Annotated in this window: 10 protein-coding genes and 1 pseudogene; 5 read left to right on the top strand and 6 right to left on the bottom strand. The window is 48.7% G+C overall.

Annotated elements, in window-relative coordinates:
- Positions 1-809: 809 nt before the first annotated feature.
- The 5 genes and pseudogenes from H6F75_RS27620 to H6F75_RS27600 all read left to right on the top strand — a co-directional run bounded on the left by H6F75_RS27620 (position 810) and on the right by H6F75_RS27600 (position 8682).
- Positions 810-2099, top strand: coding sequence for a glycoside hydrolase family protein (locus tag H6F75_RS27620; protein WP_190756599.1), 1290 nt, complete (start codon positions 810-812; stop codon positions 2097-2099).
- A gap of 1014 nt (positions 2100-3113) precedes the next feature.
- Positions 3114-5030, top strand: coding sequence for a lipoxygenase family protein (locus H6F75_RS27615; RefSeq protein ID WP_190756597.1), 1917 nt, complete (start codon positions 3114-3116; stop codon positions 5028-5030).
- 71 nt (positions 5031-5101) lie between these two features.
- On the top strand, positions 5102-6445 hold the full coding sequence (locus H6F75_RS27610; protein ID WP_190756595.1) for a cytochrome 450: 1344 nt from the start codon (positions 5102-5104) through the stop codon (positions 6443-6445).
- A gap of 45 nt (positions 6446-6490) precedes the next feature.
- On the top strand, positions 6491-7354 hold the full coding sequence (locus H6F75_RS27605; RefSeq protein ID WP_190756593.1) for an alpha/beta fold hydrolase: 864 nt from the start codon (positions 6491-6493) through the stop codon (positions 7352-7354).
- 331 nt (positions 7355-7685) lie between these two features.
- Positions 7686-8682, top strand: a pseudogene (locus tag H6F75_RS27600) (IS1 family transposase).
- Positions 8683-8769: 87 nt separating this feature from the next.
- Here H6F75_RS27600 and H6F75_RS27595 read toward each other — a convergent pair.
- The 6 genes from H6F75_RS27595 to H6F75_RS27570 form a co-directional block, all read right to left on the bottom strand.
- Positions 8770-11100, bottom strand: coding sequence for an N-acetylmuramoyl-L-alanine amidase (locus tag H6F75_RS27595; RefSeq protein WP_190756591.1), 2331 nt, complete (start codon positions 11098-11100; stop codon positions 8770-8772).
- A gap of 144 nt (positions 11101-11244) precedes the next feature.
- Positions 11245-11901 (bottom strand): hypothetical protein, encoded by a 657-nt coding sequence (locus H6F75_RS27590; RefSeq protein WP_190756589.1) that lies wholly within the window; start codon positions 11899-11901, stop codon positions 11245-11247.
- Between the two features lie 593 nt (positions 11902-12494).
- Complete coding sequence (locus H6F75_RS28370) at positions 12495-13463, bottom strand: pentapeptide repeat-containing protein (protein ID WP_242020402.1); 969 nt, start codon at positions 13461-13463, stop codon at positions 12495-12497.
- Positions 13464-14420: 957 nt separating this feature from the next.
- A complete protein-coding gene (locus H6F75_RS27580) occupies positions 14421-14663 on the bottom strand; it encodes a hypothetical protein (RefSeq protein WP_190756585.1) in 243 nt (80 codons plus the stop codon).
- 164 nt (positions 14664-14827) lie between these two features.
- Complete coding sequence (locus tag H6F75_RS27575; protein ID WP_190756583.1) at positions 14828-16249, bottom strand: hypothetical protein; 1422 nt, start codon at positions 16247-16249, stop codon at positions 14828-14830.
- Positions 16250-16302: 53 nt separating this feature from the next.
- The gene (locus H6F75_RS27570) at positions 16303-16968 is read right to left on the bottom strand and encodes a hypothetical protein (RefSeq protein WP_190756581.1); all 666 of its coding nucleotides are present in this window, start codon (positions 16966-16968) and stop codon (positions 16303-16305) included.
- Positions 16969-16985: the final 17 nt, after the last annotated feature.

The following is a 16985-nucleotide window of genomic DNA, read 5'->3' as shown; positions in this document are numbered from 1 at the left end:
ACACTATCTGGGAAGTGCATTGATGTAGATGGAATCCCAGGGACTAACAACGCAGCTAAGCTGCAACTCTTTGATTGTGAATTTTCTGGTCGAGATCCGTTTCAAGGTAGGACTACGGATCAACGTTGGGAATTAACCAGTGACGGATTTATCAGGAACACACTATCTGGGAAGTGCATTGATGTAGATGGAATCCCAGGGACTAACAACGCAGCTAAGCTGCAACTCTTTGATTGTGAATTTTCTGGTCGAGATCCGTTTCAAGGTAGGACTACGGATCAACGTTGGGAATTAACCAGTGGCGGATTTATCAGGAACACACTATCTGGGAAGTGCATTGATGTAGATGGAATCCCAGGGACTAACAACGCAGCTAAGCTGCAACTCTTTGATTGTGAGTTTTCTGGTCGAGATCCGTTCCAAGGTAGGACTACAGATCAACGTTGGAGGCTACAGTAACTAGTTCACACTTCAGTTGCTCTTAAAAGGTTAACGGTTACTTTCACAATTATGGCAGTCTAACAACCCCGGTGCAGCGGATTGACCGAAGCCACTTGTGGTGTTGCAAAGGTGGTAGCAACTGCTGACCGGGAACGTTAGACCGCTAGTCCTCCTGTTAGTAGGGCGTAGCGAAAGCCACTATAAAAGAACTAATCGCATGTTCTTAACGGAGTGTACTGCTGAATCATTGAGTGTAATGGACATTAAGATTAACCAAAATTTTCCGGAGATTAGCAAGCAAGAGTGTATTAAACAGCAGGCATAAAAAATTGACATTTAGACATTTTATCCACTAAAAGGATCTGCATATGAAACCTAGTCAGGATTGTTTTGATCTCATCAAAGAATCAGAAGGTCTGCACCGCAAGAGAGCAAACGGGAAAATTGAAGCTTACCTTGATCCCGCTAAAATTCCAACAATAGGTTATGGCTCAATCTTCAACATCGCTGAGAACAGAGCTGTAAAGCTTGGCGACATCATCACTGTAAAGGAAGCGGAAGACTGGCTGGCAAAAGAAGTAGAAAACATAGCGAGTGCCGTCAATAGCTTATGCACCGTTACCCTTACACAAGGAATGTTTGATGCACTTGTGTCATTTGCATTTAATGTTGGACCTCATGACAAGGGCTTGAAGACTTCGACGCTTCTCAAGAAGTTGAATGGTGGAGACTATGAGGGAGCCGCTAGTGAATTTGACCGTTGGATTAACGGCGGTGGCAGGGTTCTTCCAGGATTAGTGACTCGTCGCAATAATGAAGAAGCTTTATTTCGGAGGGACGGATTCCCAGGCACTAGTAGCGCTGTATCGAACACGGTCTTTGCCGACCAAAACTGGGAATCTCCCGAACTTCCTCTGATAATTGACCGCCTTCTAGAAGAAGGTAATACGGGTAAAGATTGCTATATCCTGAACTGTGCATTGGCAGAACTGGGATATCTTGAAGCGGGCACTCAACCTGGAGCATATAACTCTGTTACTAGAGATGCTGTCGCATGGTTTCAGGGAGACCATAAAGTTCAAGTAACTGGAAAGTTTGGACCTACTACCAAAGGGGTACTGACTGCTGTACTAACTCAGGCTCGAAAGCGCATAGATCCCAAACTGAACACATTCTACTGTCGTCTTACAAGGACTGGAAGGACAGCTTACTCTAGCCTTGAGGAATTGCTGCTTGAGTTTATCAGCCCTCAAGGAAATGTAGCTGCTTCACTCAAAGTAATCTCAGGTGCCCCTGGTCGTCAAAACTTTAGAGTTCCTGAAGATCCCCTTGATAAAGCAGGAAATCTTGAACCTCTCCCGCAAGGTCGCTACACGATTGGCGATATTATGTGGGCAGGAGCTAGAGATGACTACAGCAAAGACCACGCTCATGAAACGAATGGGATTGGTCCAGTCTTTGTCCCTATCATCAAGACGTTTCGTGATCCTAAGCCTCGTGATGCTTTTGGCTTTCATCAGGACCGCAATAAAAGCGGTTTCCCAGGAAGTGCTGGGTGTGTATGCCCCCTAGATGGTTTAAATGGTCTTAAAGAACTGGTTAGGCTGTTACGCCTTTATGATCCACGTGACCTATTTGTAGATTGGGGAATTCGCTAGTCTTCTCGATTAAGGCGGTAGAGGTATTAAAACCAAAAAGATAATAGCGGTTCAACAATCTCGGTTCAGCTGACTGTAAAGAAGCTACTGGTCTCAAAGCTAACTTTCTTGCAGCCGCTGACCGGGAATTCTAGACCGCCTGCAATCAACCTGTTTCCGGAAATATCGACTTTGAATAGACAGCGTGACACTGCTGGGAGGTAGCTGAGGTGACTATCGATCAAGCCAAATGCTCAATGGCCTTAACCTGCTGAAGGCTTGTGGGTTGACTAGTTGCCTGCACGCGCAATTAGCCGATCTGGCTTACCCCACACCTGTATTCATGAAAGAGTTGCCAAAAGAGGCTGTGATGCTGCTTTGTGGCCTGGGGCAGCTATCCAATCAATACAAATGAACTAAATTGCCCCAAATCTCAGCTTCACTACTTTGTGGCTTTATACTGTGGGCAATGAGAAACACTTCCAGCTACACTTGGCCAGCTGCACACTTGGAAGCCACAGCAGCGGTAAGCAATTCGCTACCACTGGCAGTACAGGTCACAGCACAGGCGCTCATCTCGATTACCGGGTAAGAGACTTGGTCAGAGGGAATGGGTCAAACTCTATGCTGACGTGCTACGTCCAACGCTCAATCCCAACACCGCGATCTTTTAAACATTCATCTCAGTTGTCGGATATTTGTACTAAAAATTTTCGTGTGAGAGATGCTGTCATTTTAGAAACGGGATTTGAGCATCACAGATTTTCTTCCATGAAAGTGACAGATTATGCATGAACCTTGGTGGTACAGAAAACTCCTGAAACCCTTCTGACCAAAGGATTTTTCTCGAGGCGGCAGGTTTGGGATTTCTCAAGGGATTGAACAAAGATAGTAGTTTTCATCCGCTGTTTTGGCTGTCTGGAACGTCTATCGCAAGACTTAAAAATTTCTGCACTACTAAGAAGCATAAACACTCATCTTCGCGCTCCCTTGAACATGCCATAATCATCATCTTAATCATTTTCGAGAAAATCTATGAGCTTGATTCGTGTCTCGTCTGTTGAACAAGGTCGAAATCTTCCTTCGGATCAGAAATACGAGTATGACTATGAGCGTTTTGTAAATTCACTCATGGATCCCGATCTAAAATATCCGATGGTTTCATCCGTCTTTAAGAAAGATAATTCTCTGACAATAGGGGGTTGGGTTGAGCAAGTTGTTACGTTGCTTTTGCGAGTTCGCTCTAACCAATCAATGTATGAGCTTGCTATCAAGCAAAACATGTTTTCTGTTTTTAAGCTTGCCTTTGATATTAAATTTACCAACCTAGTTACAAATTCTAAGGTGATTAGGAGAGTCTACACTTTCGCAGTGAAGCACTTAATATCTGAAAATGTTAAAACGATTCAAAACAAAAAAATATCTACTCCTGTCCAAAAAACCAAGCGAGATGAAAGAATTCCTTTAATTGCCTTAAGATCACCAATTGGCCTGAAGAACTACAAGGATTTATTCCAAGTTCTTCATCTACCCATTATTGCCTATCAAGCTCAAGAAGATAAGGCGTTTGCAGCACAAAGAATTGCTGGACCAAACCCTTTAGTAATTGAACGCTTGTACACTCTATTAGATAAGTTTCCAGTGACTGATGCCCAGTATAAATCTGTAATGGGTTCTAACGATTCTTTACAGAAAGCGCTCGCTGAAAGCAGACTATATATCACAGATTATCAAGTACTGCGTGAAATCGCTCCTGGAACCGTTGATATAGAAGATCATACAGTCCAAAAATATATTTATCACCCGATTGCATTATTTGCGGTTGAGCCTGGAGATTGTCCCAATCGTAGGTTCGTACCTGTTGCTATTCAGTGCTACCAAGATCCTTCCCCAGAGAATCCGATTTTTTTAGCGCCGTCTAGCAGCTCATCTCTCGGAGAACGGTGGGCATGGCAAATGGCAAAGTTGATAGTGCAAATTGCCGATGGAAATTATCACGAATTTGTGTCGCATTTGGGTGGGACACACTTACGCATGGAACCTATTGCGATTGCCACCAATCGCAATCTTCCTGTTACTCATCCCTTAGGTACTCTATTAAGACCCCACTTCGAAGGCACTTTATTTATTAACGATTCGGCAGTAAAAGGACTTGTGAATCCTGGTGGTACCGTTGATAAGGTTGCAGCAGGAACATTAAAGTCTTCGCTATTGCTGAGTGTTAAAGGGGCGAAAGACTATCCGTATCCTTTCAATGAATCATCTTTACCAAAGGTTCTAAAAGCTCGGGGAGTTGATGATTCTAAATGCTTGCCAAACTATCCCTATCGTGACGATGGACTACTGATTTGGGATGCCATCCTTGAGTGGGTATCAAGCTACTTAAGTCTATTCTATACTGATGATACTTCTGTGCAAAACGATGCAGCAATTCAATCTTGGATTCAAGACTTGACAGCTCCTAATGGTGGTCAAATGACAGGCATTGGAGAAAAATTAACTGATGATGGTTTAGTAAGAATTCAAACTTTAACTTACTTAATTGAAGCCGTAACTCTGATTATTTTTACAGCCAGTGCAAACCATGCAGCGGTCAACTTTCCACAGGCATCGTTCATGACTTACATGCCAAATATGCCGTTAGCTGGCTATCGAGAAGCACCTAAGACAACGGTAGGGATTAGTGAGAAAGACTATCTTGATTTGTTGCCTCCCCTATGCCAGGCCGAAAGCCAAATGAATATGACCTATTTGCTGGGGTCAGTCTACTACACAAGGCTAGGTAATTATGGTGATTCATACTTTTCTGATAATCGTGTGAAAGACATCTTAAAAGTATTCCACAAACAACTTCTTGCTATCGAGTTAGAAATTGTTGCGAGGAATGAATCTCGTTCGACGGAATACAATGTTCTACGCCCGTCTAAAATTCCTCAGAGCATTAACATCTAAATTCTTTAAAGCATCACTAATGAAGCCGCACTTGATTGATTTCTTATTGCTATGGAGATTTGGCCGTGGTAATGAACAACATTCTAAATAATTTTCAGACTTGGGCCATTCAATATCCGGAAAAGGGTCTGAGTAAAACTATCCTGCCGTTAATTAGCTTATTTGAGGGTTTACTAGCTACCACCAATGCAACTTACCTACACTCCAAACGACAAAAATTTGGTTCTAACTTTTGCTGCTCCGGGCAAGTCGTGTTAGGGGATTTTGAAACGTTGAAAATTGCGCTCACCTCACCCCAGGCAAGGACTTGGCGGCTTGGCACCACATTACTTGATGCCAAGCATTCTCCCAATCAAGATGTTGGCGGACGCAACGTTTTTCTCCTGTCTCTCTCTGATCAAGCAGCGGGTGGCAGCACCGACCATGCAGCATTCAAAAAATGTATGCAGGATTATCTCCTCAACGAGACGGCCTCAGCCCGTCAACGAGATCCCATTGCCCGAGGATTGCTGGAAAAATTGGCGGCAGATTACAAAGCAATGCCCCACAGTCCCGGTGGCACGTTCTTCACAGATGAACACCGGGGTTTAATGCAGTTTATGATTCGATACCTGCACTACGTCATCTTTGGCTTAAACCCCGATGATGATGACTCGATGCGCCATTTGACCGATTTGTACTACACCCGCCTCGGTCCGACACATTACATAGCAAAGGTGGGTCGTTTACTAAAACAATTGAAATTGAAGGGGCATGGGGATATTTCCGACCTCATAGAGAAGGTCGCAACTCTTTACGAGCAGTCCCCCGTGTTGGCAAATTTTCAAGAGGCTCGACCGGAATATAACCACATGACGCGCCGTGAACTGGCAAAACTGATGACATCCATCATGAGTATTGCTGCTCTGCAAGGCCCGCTCCACATCGCTTATACGAGTATGGGCTTTCGACCTCTTCCAGCTTATGGCGATCGTACAACTGCCAATATTGACCTCACGCAAGAATGGGATACCTTAGACCTGGAAGACCGCCATGCTGTACGGCTGTTTCTCCTAGAATGTGCCCGATTGTGGGCTCCAGTCAATGCCACTCATCGGATTGCGACCGAGGCTTTCACCGTAACGATAGCAGGCAAGGCACAGACCTTTCCTGCAGGCACCAATATTCTAATCCCAATTGGTTTGGGGTTATTGGACGAGAGTATTTGGGGTTCTACCACCTACGAATTCAACGCTAATCGCGAAAACCTCTGTCCCTTTCATATGGGGTTTCACTCGGTCGGCGATCACAGTGCCGAACGCATCTGTCCTGGCAAAGAGGTAGCACTAGACATGCTCGTAGATATTCTCATTACGGTGGGCAAGGTTCGCCGCACGTTACCCCCTGCAACTGCCACGACGGGTCATGCAGCCTAGCTACGTTGGCGCAGTGATGACCTGAACCTAAATTAGAGGCTGAGTATGGAACCCGCTCCAATTGAGATCAGAGAATTGCAAGCGAATGGATACACCTTTCGGTGCCGAACCTGTCGCATAGACGATGCTGGCGAACCCGTGGTGTTACTTCACGGTTTTCCTGAGACCTCACATATGTGGACAGAGGTGATGCATTCTCTCGCGGCGAAGGGGTATCGGTGTCTAGCGCCGGATCAGCGGGGGTATAGCCCTGGTGCTAGACCCGCAGAGGTAGCTGAGTATGCGATCGATAAAATCGCCTCGGATGTAATCGCGCTGGCAGACCAGGTTGGATTCAAAAAATTCCATCTCGTAGCCCACGACTGGGGTGCCGGATGTGGCTGGACTGTTGTGCAACTGCATCCCGATCGCGTCCAAAGTTGGACGGCGCTATCCATTCCACACATGGCAGCCTTTGAGCAGGCCAAAAAAAATGACCCCGAGCAAAAAGGCAAAAGCTGGTACATGAGATTTTTCCAGCTTCCTTTCATTCCTGAATTGGCGTTTGGCATCATTGCAAGCATGCCAGTTCTCTTCTGGGCCAAATCTAAATCTGAAGAAATAGTGGACTACCAAACTATTTTTAGCAAGTTTGAAGGTCGCAAAGCCACCTTGAATTGGTATCGCGCCAATCGTGAGATACCAATTCCATATGGGGATATAAAGTTGACTACGCGCCTGATCTGGGGCAATAAAGATATTGCCGTGGCACGGGCGGGTGTGGAAGCAACCCAAGCTTATATGAAAGGGGAATATTCCTTGATTGAGTTAGATGCAGGACATACCCTTGTCCAGGAGAAATTTGAGGACGTTGAGCATGTAATTCTGGAGCATATTCAACGGCATTCGATCAAAATGGAATCCGAATAGATTACAACTAGGGAGAACGTAATCTATTTAAGAGGATAATCCTTTAATATAAGCAGCGCGGTGGGCTAGAACTTAGGGCACATCCTCCATCTTCTACTGAGCACGGATATTTGCATTCAGCGATCAATTTGCATAATTGCAGACCTGACATCACCGATGCAATCGCCCGTGCTGTAGGCTAGGTTGACGGAAAGCCTATCAGTTGTGATGCAGAGGTAATCTGCGGCGGGTGATGGGCAACTTTAGCACTTGAATTGCGCCATAAAAGCATACGGCACTGGTCTGTTAATCGATGAGAGCTAGAATACTGGCAGTGCAACGAGGTCACGCGATGGATTGTCCTCACTGCCAGAGCCAACAGGTTAGCAAAAACGGTCGAGAGCCTCGTTTAGACGGTACTCTCATGCAGCGGTATCGCTGTCGAGATTGCGGCAAGTAATTCAATGAACGGACAGGTACCCCAATGGCTCGATTACGAGCCCCCAGCTCAGTCGTGGCCTTTGCGCTCAATGTTCGTAGCGAAGGGATGGGAGTGCGAGCGACGGCACGGTCCTTTGGTAAATCACACTCCACGCTTCTGCGCTGGGAACAACGTCTCGCCGATACGGTGGACGCTTGGTCACCGCCTGCGCTTGAGGGTTGTGATGTCACGCTAGAAGGCGACGAAGTGTACACTCGCGTTGCCGAGAACCTTCCCCCCCGAGAGGTCTGAAGGATGGACGATTCATTTCATCGAACGCAGCAGTCGCTATTGGGTAGCGGCTCATGCCGGACACAAGGATGCCATCCTGTTCCAACAAGGCACCCAACAAGCTTGGCGGTGGGCTCAAGCCTGCCCTTACATTCGGTGGTTCACCGACGGTGAGCGATGCTACGCCAAGGCGTTGTGGGACTTGGCCAGCGTCTGTCTAGCGCGTCGCGATTATCCAAGTGGCTACCTGACTCGAAAAGTCTGGCGAGAAGGACTGGAAGTGGCAGTGAAGATCAAAGGGTCTCAAGGTCAACGTCGTGTCGTCTGGCTCAAGACGGAGCATCCGTTTACCGCCATCAGCCCAGCGGCGGAGGTTCATGCCAATCATAACGAGGCTCAAAATGCCGCTCTGAGGCGACGGTGTAGCGCCTATCGTCGGCGTCAAAACTTGTACGCCAAGACACGAGTGGCCTTGCAAAGAGCCTTAGATGCGCAGCGAATCATTCACAACTGGGTCAGATCGCATTGGGGGTTAAAGAAACGCACTACTCCAGCCATGGCGATAGGTCTATGCTCTAGACCCTTATCAACTCAGGAAATCCTTTGCATAAGAGGGTTTCGATGCATCTCCTCTTAACAGACCAGTGCCCTTACAGCTCCTATCGCCTGTTAACAAGCTATTGTCCGATGGCGATCGAGCTGTCTTCAAATATAACTAAACAGTTCAACCTAACTGCTTATCAATGAGTTGAGGATTGATGGAAATACGCTCACCATTTTTGCGGATGTAAGTATCTAAATCTACATGTAGAGGATATGCGTCTTGAACTAGGACTAGCTTCCCCTCCCGGAACTTAGTAGAGGAGCCACCCATAACGCCAATCGTTTGCCCTTGGTTAATCTTTTCTCCACGGCTGACAGATATTGAACGAAGATGAGCATACGCTTGATAAATAGCATAACTGACTCCCTCAAAGTTAAACTCAATATCTAATAGAATATGAACCCGGTTTCCATATCCTTTCTCAACACCGCGTTGAGTCACCGTGCCAGCATACCAAGCCCTAACTTGAGAATCATTAATCACGTAGTCTATACCGATATTTCGATTGGCGGGCGGCAAAGTTTTCAACGAATTATCTAAATAAATAGCTTTCAGTTCTCCTTTTTTACTATGAGCGGATGACAACTCCATAAACCCACCTGTAATCTTACCAGCACCCAAAATGGGATTTGAAAAGAATTGGTGAGTACCGGCCTCTGCTGAAATGAATTTTTCTGCAATCTTGAAATCAAAACCAATATTTCCATCATCGCTTGCAGCATCACTAGATGAAGTAGAAACAATGATGGTTTGCCCAGGAAATATTTTGTCAATTTCTGAGATATTTGGATTAAGTGCTTTCAGTTCGTCAACTGACATACCGTGGATAGTAGCAATCCGAAAGAATGTATCCCCCGGTTTTACAATATAGATACTGCGAGTGTCTTCATTAACCTTATCTGCATCATCACCAGGAGTCATGGGACGTTCAAAATGTTTGGCAACCCAAGCATTGAACATCTTTAGTTTTGAACTACTTCCATCATCTCCGAATAATTCTCCCGGACATCGAGTTGTATTTCCTGGAGCTTCTTTGTGAGCCAAAATATTAGCAGCAGGGATTTTGTATTCGGTCATTAACCAGCGTATCAAGGCAATTGATGATTTTTCTTGAGCTTGGGTAAATTTATCGCCTTTCTTAGCCACATGCTCAATGCCAATACTTTTAAGATTAAAATTTCCTGCATGCCAGGCTTTATCAGTATCTCTTACCATTTGATAAATATCACCATTTTTGTCAATGATGTAGTGAGCAGATACAGGACATTTTTTTCTAGGATCTGCTGGACAAGGTGGGGCTGGATTAAGAAAATGATTTATCGTACTTTGAACATTGCTTGCCGTTGTATAGTGAAGAACAATTGAATCAATGCCAGCACCAGCGCGACTACTGAAGTTTGGGCTTTCGATAAACTTTTCAATACTTGGCTTTTTCGGTGTTTCTCTAGACCCGTGATCGGGCTTCTTATTATTGTTTTTATTGTTGAAATCCCGCAAAGCATTCCGTGCATTCTCTAATGCTTTACGTACCTCATGCACCTTTTGGGTAGCCCTGTTTCCTGCAGAATCACCATCATAACGTCCCCTACCATCGGGCATCGGCACTGAGGCCCACTCTTCGGCTAATTCAATCTGTGCCTCATCCAGATCGTTGTTCTTACCCTTCAGGTAAGCCGCCAATTTAGGCCGTTTACTACCGAGTAGTAGGGCTATTGCTAAACGATCCTGATTCTCAGCGTTGAAAAGATCTTTTTCCGTCAATTCGGAATCCTTTAGTGCAATTGGCAAGGTCGTAGGGATGAACTGGGCGGCACCAACGGCATAGACCTTTTTATCTTTCTGCAACTGCATGATTTCAGCAATCGTGAGTTTTTGAAGCCCACCACGCCATCCGCCAGGTGAATCTCCTGCTCTACCTCGGTTATAGGAGTCGTAGCCACCTTCACCTGAGTAAATAAACTCAAGTAGAGGTTTAAGTGCTTGCAGAACCGATCCGGAATCTCCTGGCTGGACATTGCCATATCCTAGACCTTTAAGAGGCATGTCCCCTCTTGGTCGATCGGGTAGTGGAAGTATTGGAATCTGACGAAGAAAGGCATCCAACAATCGCACGTCTCCCATACGCGGATCGCCATCCTTCGGCTTATTCTTGCGTAGTTGGTCAAGAAATTGTTGTGCCCGATCGCAGGCCTGATCAATCGCCAAGTTCAAATCGAAATCATCCCCTGGCTGGACATTGCCGAGGCCTAGACCTTTAAGAGGCATGGCCCTTAATGGTCGATCGGGTAGTGGAGTAATTGGAAGCTGGCGAAGAAAAGTATCCAACAACCGCACGTCTCCTATACGCGGATCGCCATCCCTCGGCTTGTCCTTGCGTAGTTTGTCAAGAAATTGTTGTGCCCGATCGCAGGCCTGATCAATCGCTAAGTCCAAATCGAAGTTAGAACTCATCTTTCAACCCTCTAAGTATGTTGTTGAGCCAGAGGAACGATAGGTCGTCACAGATCGGGAGTAACTGGCCTCATAGAATCAATTGGAGACGGTGAATTTGAAAAAATGACAATTAAGAGAAGGAGATGCATTGTATCGACATTCTTACTCATCCCTCCATGTCTTACGTGGGACTGTAGATGCTGTGGATGGGATTATTAAGGGGGGAGAGGGCGGAGGTGGTTCTACTTGAGTGCTTCGCGATTCGGGTGGCTGAGTTAATAAAGCTATGGTTTCATCTTTGTTTTTACTGCCTGAAGACGAACCGAAGTAGTAGCTTAAAACTGTACTATATCCTGCAGTCAAGGCTCCTACTAATATGTTGATAAGGGCTGACGTATTAGGATCTCTTTGCGACTCCGATCTTGTTGGTCTAAAGATCATTGAGCAGAGTACCAGTGTGAAGGCCAGAACAACGAAGACACCTAAACCTGCAGCAAACCAATCCCTTGAGCCCGTAGCATTTGTTATGGCAACTTCGCGTGCACGTGCGTTAGCCCTATCAGCATGTTCGGCTTGCTCTATCTGAAGCTTGAGACCGAGTAGATATTGCTGATTATTTAATTCAAGTTCTCTGAGCCTGCTTGCCGCCTCGGGATCAGCTTGAACCTCCTTGGTTATGTCCTGCACCGAGTAATTGCTCGGAAGGCCCAAGGCATTGATTATCAGACTAATCGCCCCAGCGGCGAGTCCAGGAGGGCCACCAAGAACAGCCCCAAAGAGTGGCGCCCCAATCGATACGAGTTCCTGGATTGTTGCCATTCTTACCTCAAATCTTTAATGTATTGAACGTATGCTTGAACATGATGTCAATTGTGATGAATCTCTGCGTGGTTTTCCTATGCATGAAAAAGCTTTGCAGAGACTCAATATGTAAAGATGATTAATTCAGAAAGAGTTCAGCGGCCAGCTATCGTGGATAAAGAAAGATTGTAGGAGCGAGGGCCAAGGAGACAATTGTTTTGCACATCAATGTATTAACTTGTTCATTGAAAATATCATTTTTCCCCCTTTCATAAATTTTTGGTAGCAGATCTTTACGAATCTGTCAGATCTCAAACCTTAGGGGGAGGCGTTTGGTTTGCTGGGCTGGTACCCCCCTACTGGGCCATCAGCTTCTTTCATTAGTTACCCGGTGCGATCGAGCTTGCTGTAAAGTGGGTCGAAGAATGAGACCCAACATCACTCCTGGTAGCGCTAACAACTCAGTGGAGGCGGATGCTACGAGGATCACGGGTGCCCATTTTTTCTCAAAGATGTCGTCGCACCGCTCACCTCGCATAGCAGCATCAGCATGACGGCGCGGTATGTCGAGTAGGTGCAAGGCTTCCTCATGGGTCGGCCCACTCTTCCGTTTATGGATCAATCCCCAGTTCTTGGCAGTCGCGGTTGGGGTTAAGGGCGATGCCCTCCGGCAGGGTAGTTTGGCAGAGCTTAGCCGTCGTGAGCTGCTCTTGGGTTAGGAACTTTGCTCCTTCGAGGTTGGCTCTGACCAGGTTTGCCCCTTCGAGGTTGGCTCTGACCAGGTTCGCTCCTTCGAGGTTGGCTCTGTCTAGGTTCGCCCCTTCGAGGTTGGCGCTGGCCAGGAACGCCCATTGGAGGTTGGCGCTGGCCAGGGTCGCCTCTTGGAGATTGGCGCTGGCCAGGAACGCCCATTGGAGGTTGGCGTTGTACAGGGACGCCTCTTGAAGGTCGGCGCTGTCTAGGGTCGCCCATTGGAGGTTGGCGCTGTCTAGGGTCGCCCGTTGAAAGTTAGCGCTGTCTAGGGTCGCCCCTTGGAGGTTAGCTCTGGCCAGGAACACCCCTTGGAGGTTGGTGCTAACCAGGGTCGCCCCTTGGAGATTGGCGCTGTCTAGGGTTGCCCCTTGGAGGTTGGCTCTGGCCAGGAACGCCCCTTGGAGGTTGGTGCTAACCAGGGTCGCCCCTTGGAGGTTGGCTCTGTCTAGATTGCTGGATTGAAAATCCACGTTAGATAGGTTTATTCCATGAAGATCTAGGTCAGACAGATTTTGCCCTTTAAAGCTAATCACGGGTTCTGCTGACTCTTCTTTTATCCGTGATATGTCTGAAGCTGCCAGAAAAGCAATGAGTTGCGTTTTTCTAACATGGTCTAGTTCACGAAGTGCCGCCACCGTTCGCCCCCGAGCTAGGACGATGGCACCCTCATCAGGTGTTTCAGTTAAAAGTTTTCGCGTAAATGTAAGATCCTCAAGCTTGTCAAAGTACGCTTTGAGAACTGCATTTTGATTAGCTTCCCTTTGAATGTGTCCGGTAATAATGCTACCGGCAGCGGCTATAACCAGAGGAACCGCTAGTAGCTTCATCCATTCCATCTGGGGTAAGGAGAATAGGAACCACCTCGGGGTGTCCCATGCCAGGAATTTAAAGGCTTGTTGGGTAGGTTGCTTGAGCTTAATGAGCGGGCGATGGCTTACAAATAGCATCGTTCTGATTGGGTTGCGGACAATCTTCTCGGCCTTCGCCCAGTCGCTGTGTTCGTTCCCTGGTTGACTTAGCAGTAGCCGGTTGTGATAAAGCTCAAGGGCTACCCTCTCGATATCCTCTCGCTGCTTCTCTGCCTTAGGTTTTCGGGGCACCGCTTGCTATCCTTACGACTCCTCCATAGCTTCACCCGAAATTGGTCACATTTCAGGTGGCCACCGCGATCTCATCCACGACTTTAGCTAAAGCACCACCCTAAGCCATCTGGCCGATCGCGCCTCACCCTTGCGATCCCACCCTTCCCCAGTATGGAGTTGTATGGCGGTCTTGGCCGGCAAATGGTACAAGGCCCCTGCTGAATACCCATTCTCTAGGTGTCATTGGGCGGCAAATGGGCAAGGCCCAGGCGGTGGCTACGCCTCGGAGGGCCGCGCTCCCGAACCGTTTAGACATTACGCCATCGCTGTCGGGGCTAAATCCTCCTAAACCCCACTCATCAATTGGGTTAGCGATTTGACTGGCGGTACAGTCTCGATATGCCCTCTGCTACCGCTCCACAGACCAAGACCCATTTGGATGGTTACGAGGGGTTATGGCCAAGATGCTGGGGAGCAGTAGTGCGGCAGCGACAGTAACCAATAAAACGCCCTCAGCGATCGCCAGGGGCAGATGTGAAATTCCATTTACGCTAAATAGCTTACCCCTGCTACCACCCCCACTGACGAGGGCATCCTAGGCTAGTAGCGGGCAAAGTCCTGAATCGTAGATGCACCCTGAGACCTAACCCCCATCGGCACCGCTGGCCTATGGGGTTTTTGTTTGGTTTCTGCGAGATCGCGCTACAGCAGACTCAATTGCTGCACCCTGGGCTGTCCTACTTTATCGGGTATCGCTGGCCTCAGCTCGGTCAGGTAGCCTTTCCAATCAGCCCCAGAATCGACATCGACGTGACCATATTTGTAGCCGACCTTGCTCATCATACCAGTGCGACCATCGGGCAAGACAACGCGATCGCCATAGGCAAAATCGTGAGGGTTGAGCTGGTGCAATTCGAGTGGGGTGTAAGGGCATCGCCAGGTCATATTTGCTATTCCTAAATAGCTCAGACAGGTGTGTGACAGTCGGAGTGTAGGTGGTGTAGGTGAGGGGGTGTAGGTGAGGGGGTGTAGGTGAGGGGGTGTAGGTGTCGTAGGTGTCGTAGGTGAGGGCGCCTACACCTCTTTCTATGGCTCACCTACGCCTACACCTACGCTGTGCCAGTCGCCTGGTAGCGCTCGGTACTACCCTCATCCCATCGTTGAATTTGCCCTTCAGAAATTAACAGACAAAGCAAGTTTTTAACTTCGTCTGTCGATGCCCTGGGGTTATCCGTGGGACGGGTGCAAGCGTTGCGAATCTCCCTCGCCGTCTTAGCCTCGCCATGCCCCTTCAGGTAATCTAAAATCCTCACCCCTAAGGGTTTAGGCGCGGTCGTTTCCTGAGGCTGTTGCGGTGCGCTGGTGCCATTCTCAATAGGGCATTTCATTAAGGGCTTCAACGTCCCTTGAAACTCGGGTAAGACATCGTGGTAGATGTCCTCATCCTCACCCAGCCACAGTTGGAGATAGCGGTTAGGGTGGCTGAGAATGTCCTCCCGTTGCTCAAGGGTGAGCCGTAGCCCACCCATCTTTTCAATCACTGACAGGGCCAACCGCCGCTTACTTTTCAGAGGCAGAACCATCCTGAAATTTTGCTGCAATAGGTCGAGGTCAATACCCAACGGCCCCGCATTTTTGGTCTGAGCCAGCAGCACCCCATAGGCCGCGATCGCCGCCCCCTGGGTCGCAATCTCAACCTGTAGCCCGGCGAGAGCATCAGCCAGGCCTTTCACCTTGCTGCGCTTGGCGTAGGTCCGAATTTGAATCGCCTCATCAAAGACGAACCACTCCGGCTCAGTGTCGGTGCCCTCAGCATGGGCGGCCAGCTTCGCTCCCCAGTGAGCGAGCAACCATTGCAGTTGCTTCCCCTTCTCCTCCGGCGTGCCCCAGAGCACGTAGCCCTCCCAGTGGGCTGGCACCTGGTCGGTGGCCTTGGTGCTCACGTAGTTGACGCGAGCATGGCCATCGAGCAAGCAGCGCAGGGCATTGCTTTTGCCCTCCCGGCTACCCGCCAACAACAGGAAGTGGGGGCAGTCTGGGTCAAGTTGGATTGGGGCAAACGGCACCGGGACAGCATCACCCGATGAGGGGCTAGGTGTTGCTGCCTCCAGCGGCTTTGGGAGCAGTTGTGGCCGTGCCTTTGATTTACCCAGCAGCCCCAACGACTTGGCCAACGTTTCGGCCTCGTCTGAGAGGCGCAGTTCCCGCGCGATCGCCTGAGCAAGTTCTGCCTGTACCTGGTCAGCACCGACCTCGGCTTGGTAGTTACGCAGCTGCTTTTTATCCAACAGGTGGGCGATGAGCCCATCGCTGACGGCCTCGATTTGGTCGCTGTTGCGCTCATTCGCATCCCAGGCCAGGTAGAGGCCATAGGCCAGGGCGGCGAGGCCCGTGAGTGGATTCAGCAGGCTACCGAGCACGAGCCCACCGGCCAGGCCACCCCCAATATAGAGTTTGGGGTTATGCATCCCTTCGGCGGCATCCTCAGCGGTATCAATCCAGAGAGGGTGGGATTTGACTAAATTGCTCATGATGGTTTCCCCAAAACGTAAGGGGGCATCGTTGCCCCCGATTGCCGTGTTGTCTAACCGTGGGCACGTTTCAGGTAGTGCCATTGCAGGCCCAGAAACAAGATGAAGCGCACCATGAGTTCAAAGCAGAACAGCATGGTGACGATCAGCCCCACACTGCCCCAGTTGATCAGCCCCCATTGGCCCGTAAAAATCACAAACACCAGCTGCCCAAACCCGCCATCAACAGGCGGAAAGACGGTTAAGCAGATCAAGGTATCCACAAGATAGGCAACCAGGCTGGCCCGATTAGCGGTGCGGATGCTGAGCATGGGAAAGCGGTTGTACCATTCCTTTAGCCGCACGAGGGCGGGATCGTCGTCCTCATTCACCTGGAGTTGGTCGGCGGCATCGGCTTCAAGCGCAATCAAGCGCATCAGCTTGCGGTCGTGCTTCAGCAGAATCGGGTAAGCCTCGGCCGTCTGGATGAAGGCCCACAGCACGACCCCCACGGGAATAGAGATCAGGGCCAGGGCACGATTGCCAAAGAAGCCTACCAGGCCTTGCAGGTCAAAGATGTTGATTAAGGCTAGGGATACCGCTTTGCAGTAGGGCAGCATGTTGGCAGCCGCCACGACGCAGGCGACGCCGATCGCCAGCCAGTAGAGCAGCTGTCGCGCGGTCTTGGCCCCTGAGTTGGGGCTACGGGTGGAGCGTTTTTTAGTCTGATAAGTGGTCATGGGTTGAGCCTCTAAAG

Origin of the sequence: Nodosilinea sp. FACHB-131 (genome assembly GCF_014695395.1) — a bacterium.
Lineage (GTDB): Bacteria > Cyanobacteriota > Cyanobacteriia > Phormidesmidales > Phormidesmidaceae > Nodosilinea.
The sequence above is the reverse complement of the archived record's forward strand: the minus strand, read 5'-3'. Positions and strand labels throughout refer to the sequence as shown.

Coding starts and splice junctions, on each gene's coding strand:
- H6F75_RS27615 (WP_190756597.1), top strand. CDS start 3,114: ATGAGCTTGATTCGTGTCTCGTCTGTTGAACAAGGTCGAAATCTTCCT.
- H6F75_RS27595 (WP_190756591.1), bottom strand. CDS start 11,100: ATGAGTTCTAACTTCGATTTGGACTTAGCGATTGATCAGGCCTGCGAT.
- H6F75_RS27610 (WP_190756595.1), top strand. CDS start 5,102: ATGAACAACATTCTAAATAATTTTCAGACTTGGGCCATTCAATATCCG.
- H6F75_RS28370 (WP_242020402.1), bottom strand. CDS start 13,463: ATGAAGCTACTAGCGGTTCCTCTGGTTATAGCCGCTGCCGGTAGCATT.
- H6F75_RS27605 (WP_190756593.1), top strand. CDS start 6,491: ATGGAACCCGCTCCAATTGAGATCAGAGAATTGCAAGCGAATGGATAC.
- H6F75_RS27620 (WP_190756599.1), top strand. CDS start 810: ATGAAACCTAGTCAGGATTGTTTTGATCTCATCAAAGAATCAGAAGGT.
- H6F75_RS27580 (WP_190756585.1), bottom strand. CDS start 14,663: ATGACCTGGCGATGCCCTTACACCCCACTCGAATTGCACCAGCTCAAC.
- H6F75_RS27570 (WP_190756581.1), bottom strand. CDS start 16,968: ATGACCACTTATCAGACTAAAAAACGCTCCACCCGTAGCCCCAACTCA.
- H6F75_RS27590 (WP_190756589.1), bottom strand. CDS start 11,901: ATGGCAACAATCCAGGAACTCGTATCGATTGGGGCGCCACTCTTTGGG.
- H6F75_RS27575 (WP_190756583.1), bottom strand. CDS start 16,249: ATGAGCAATTTAGTCAAATCCCACCCTCTCTGGATTGATACCGCTGAG.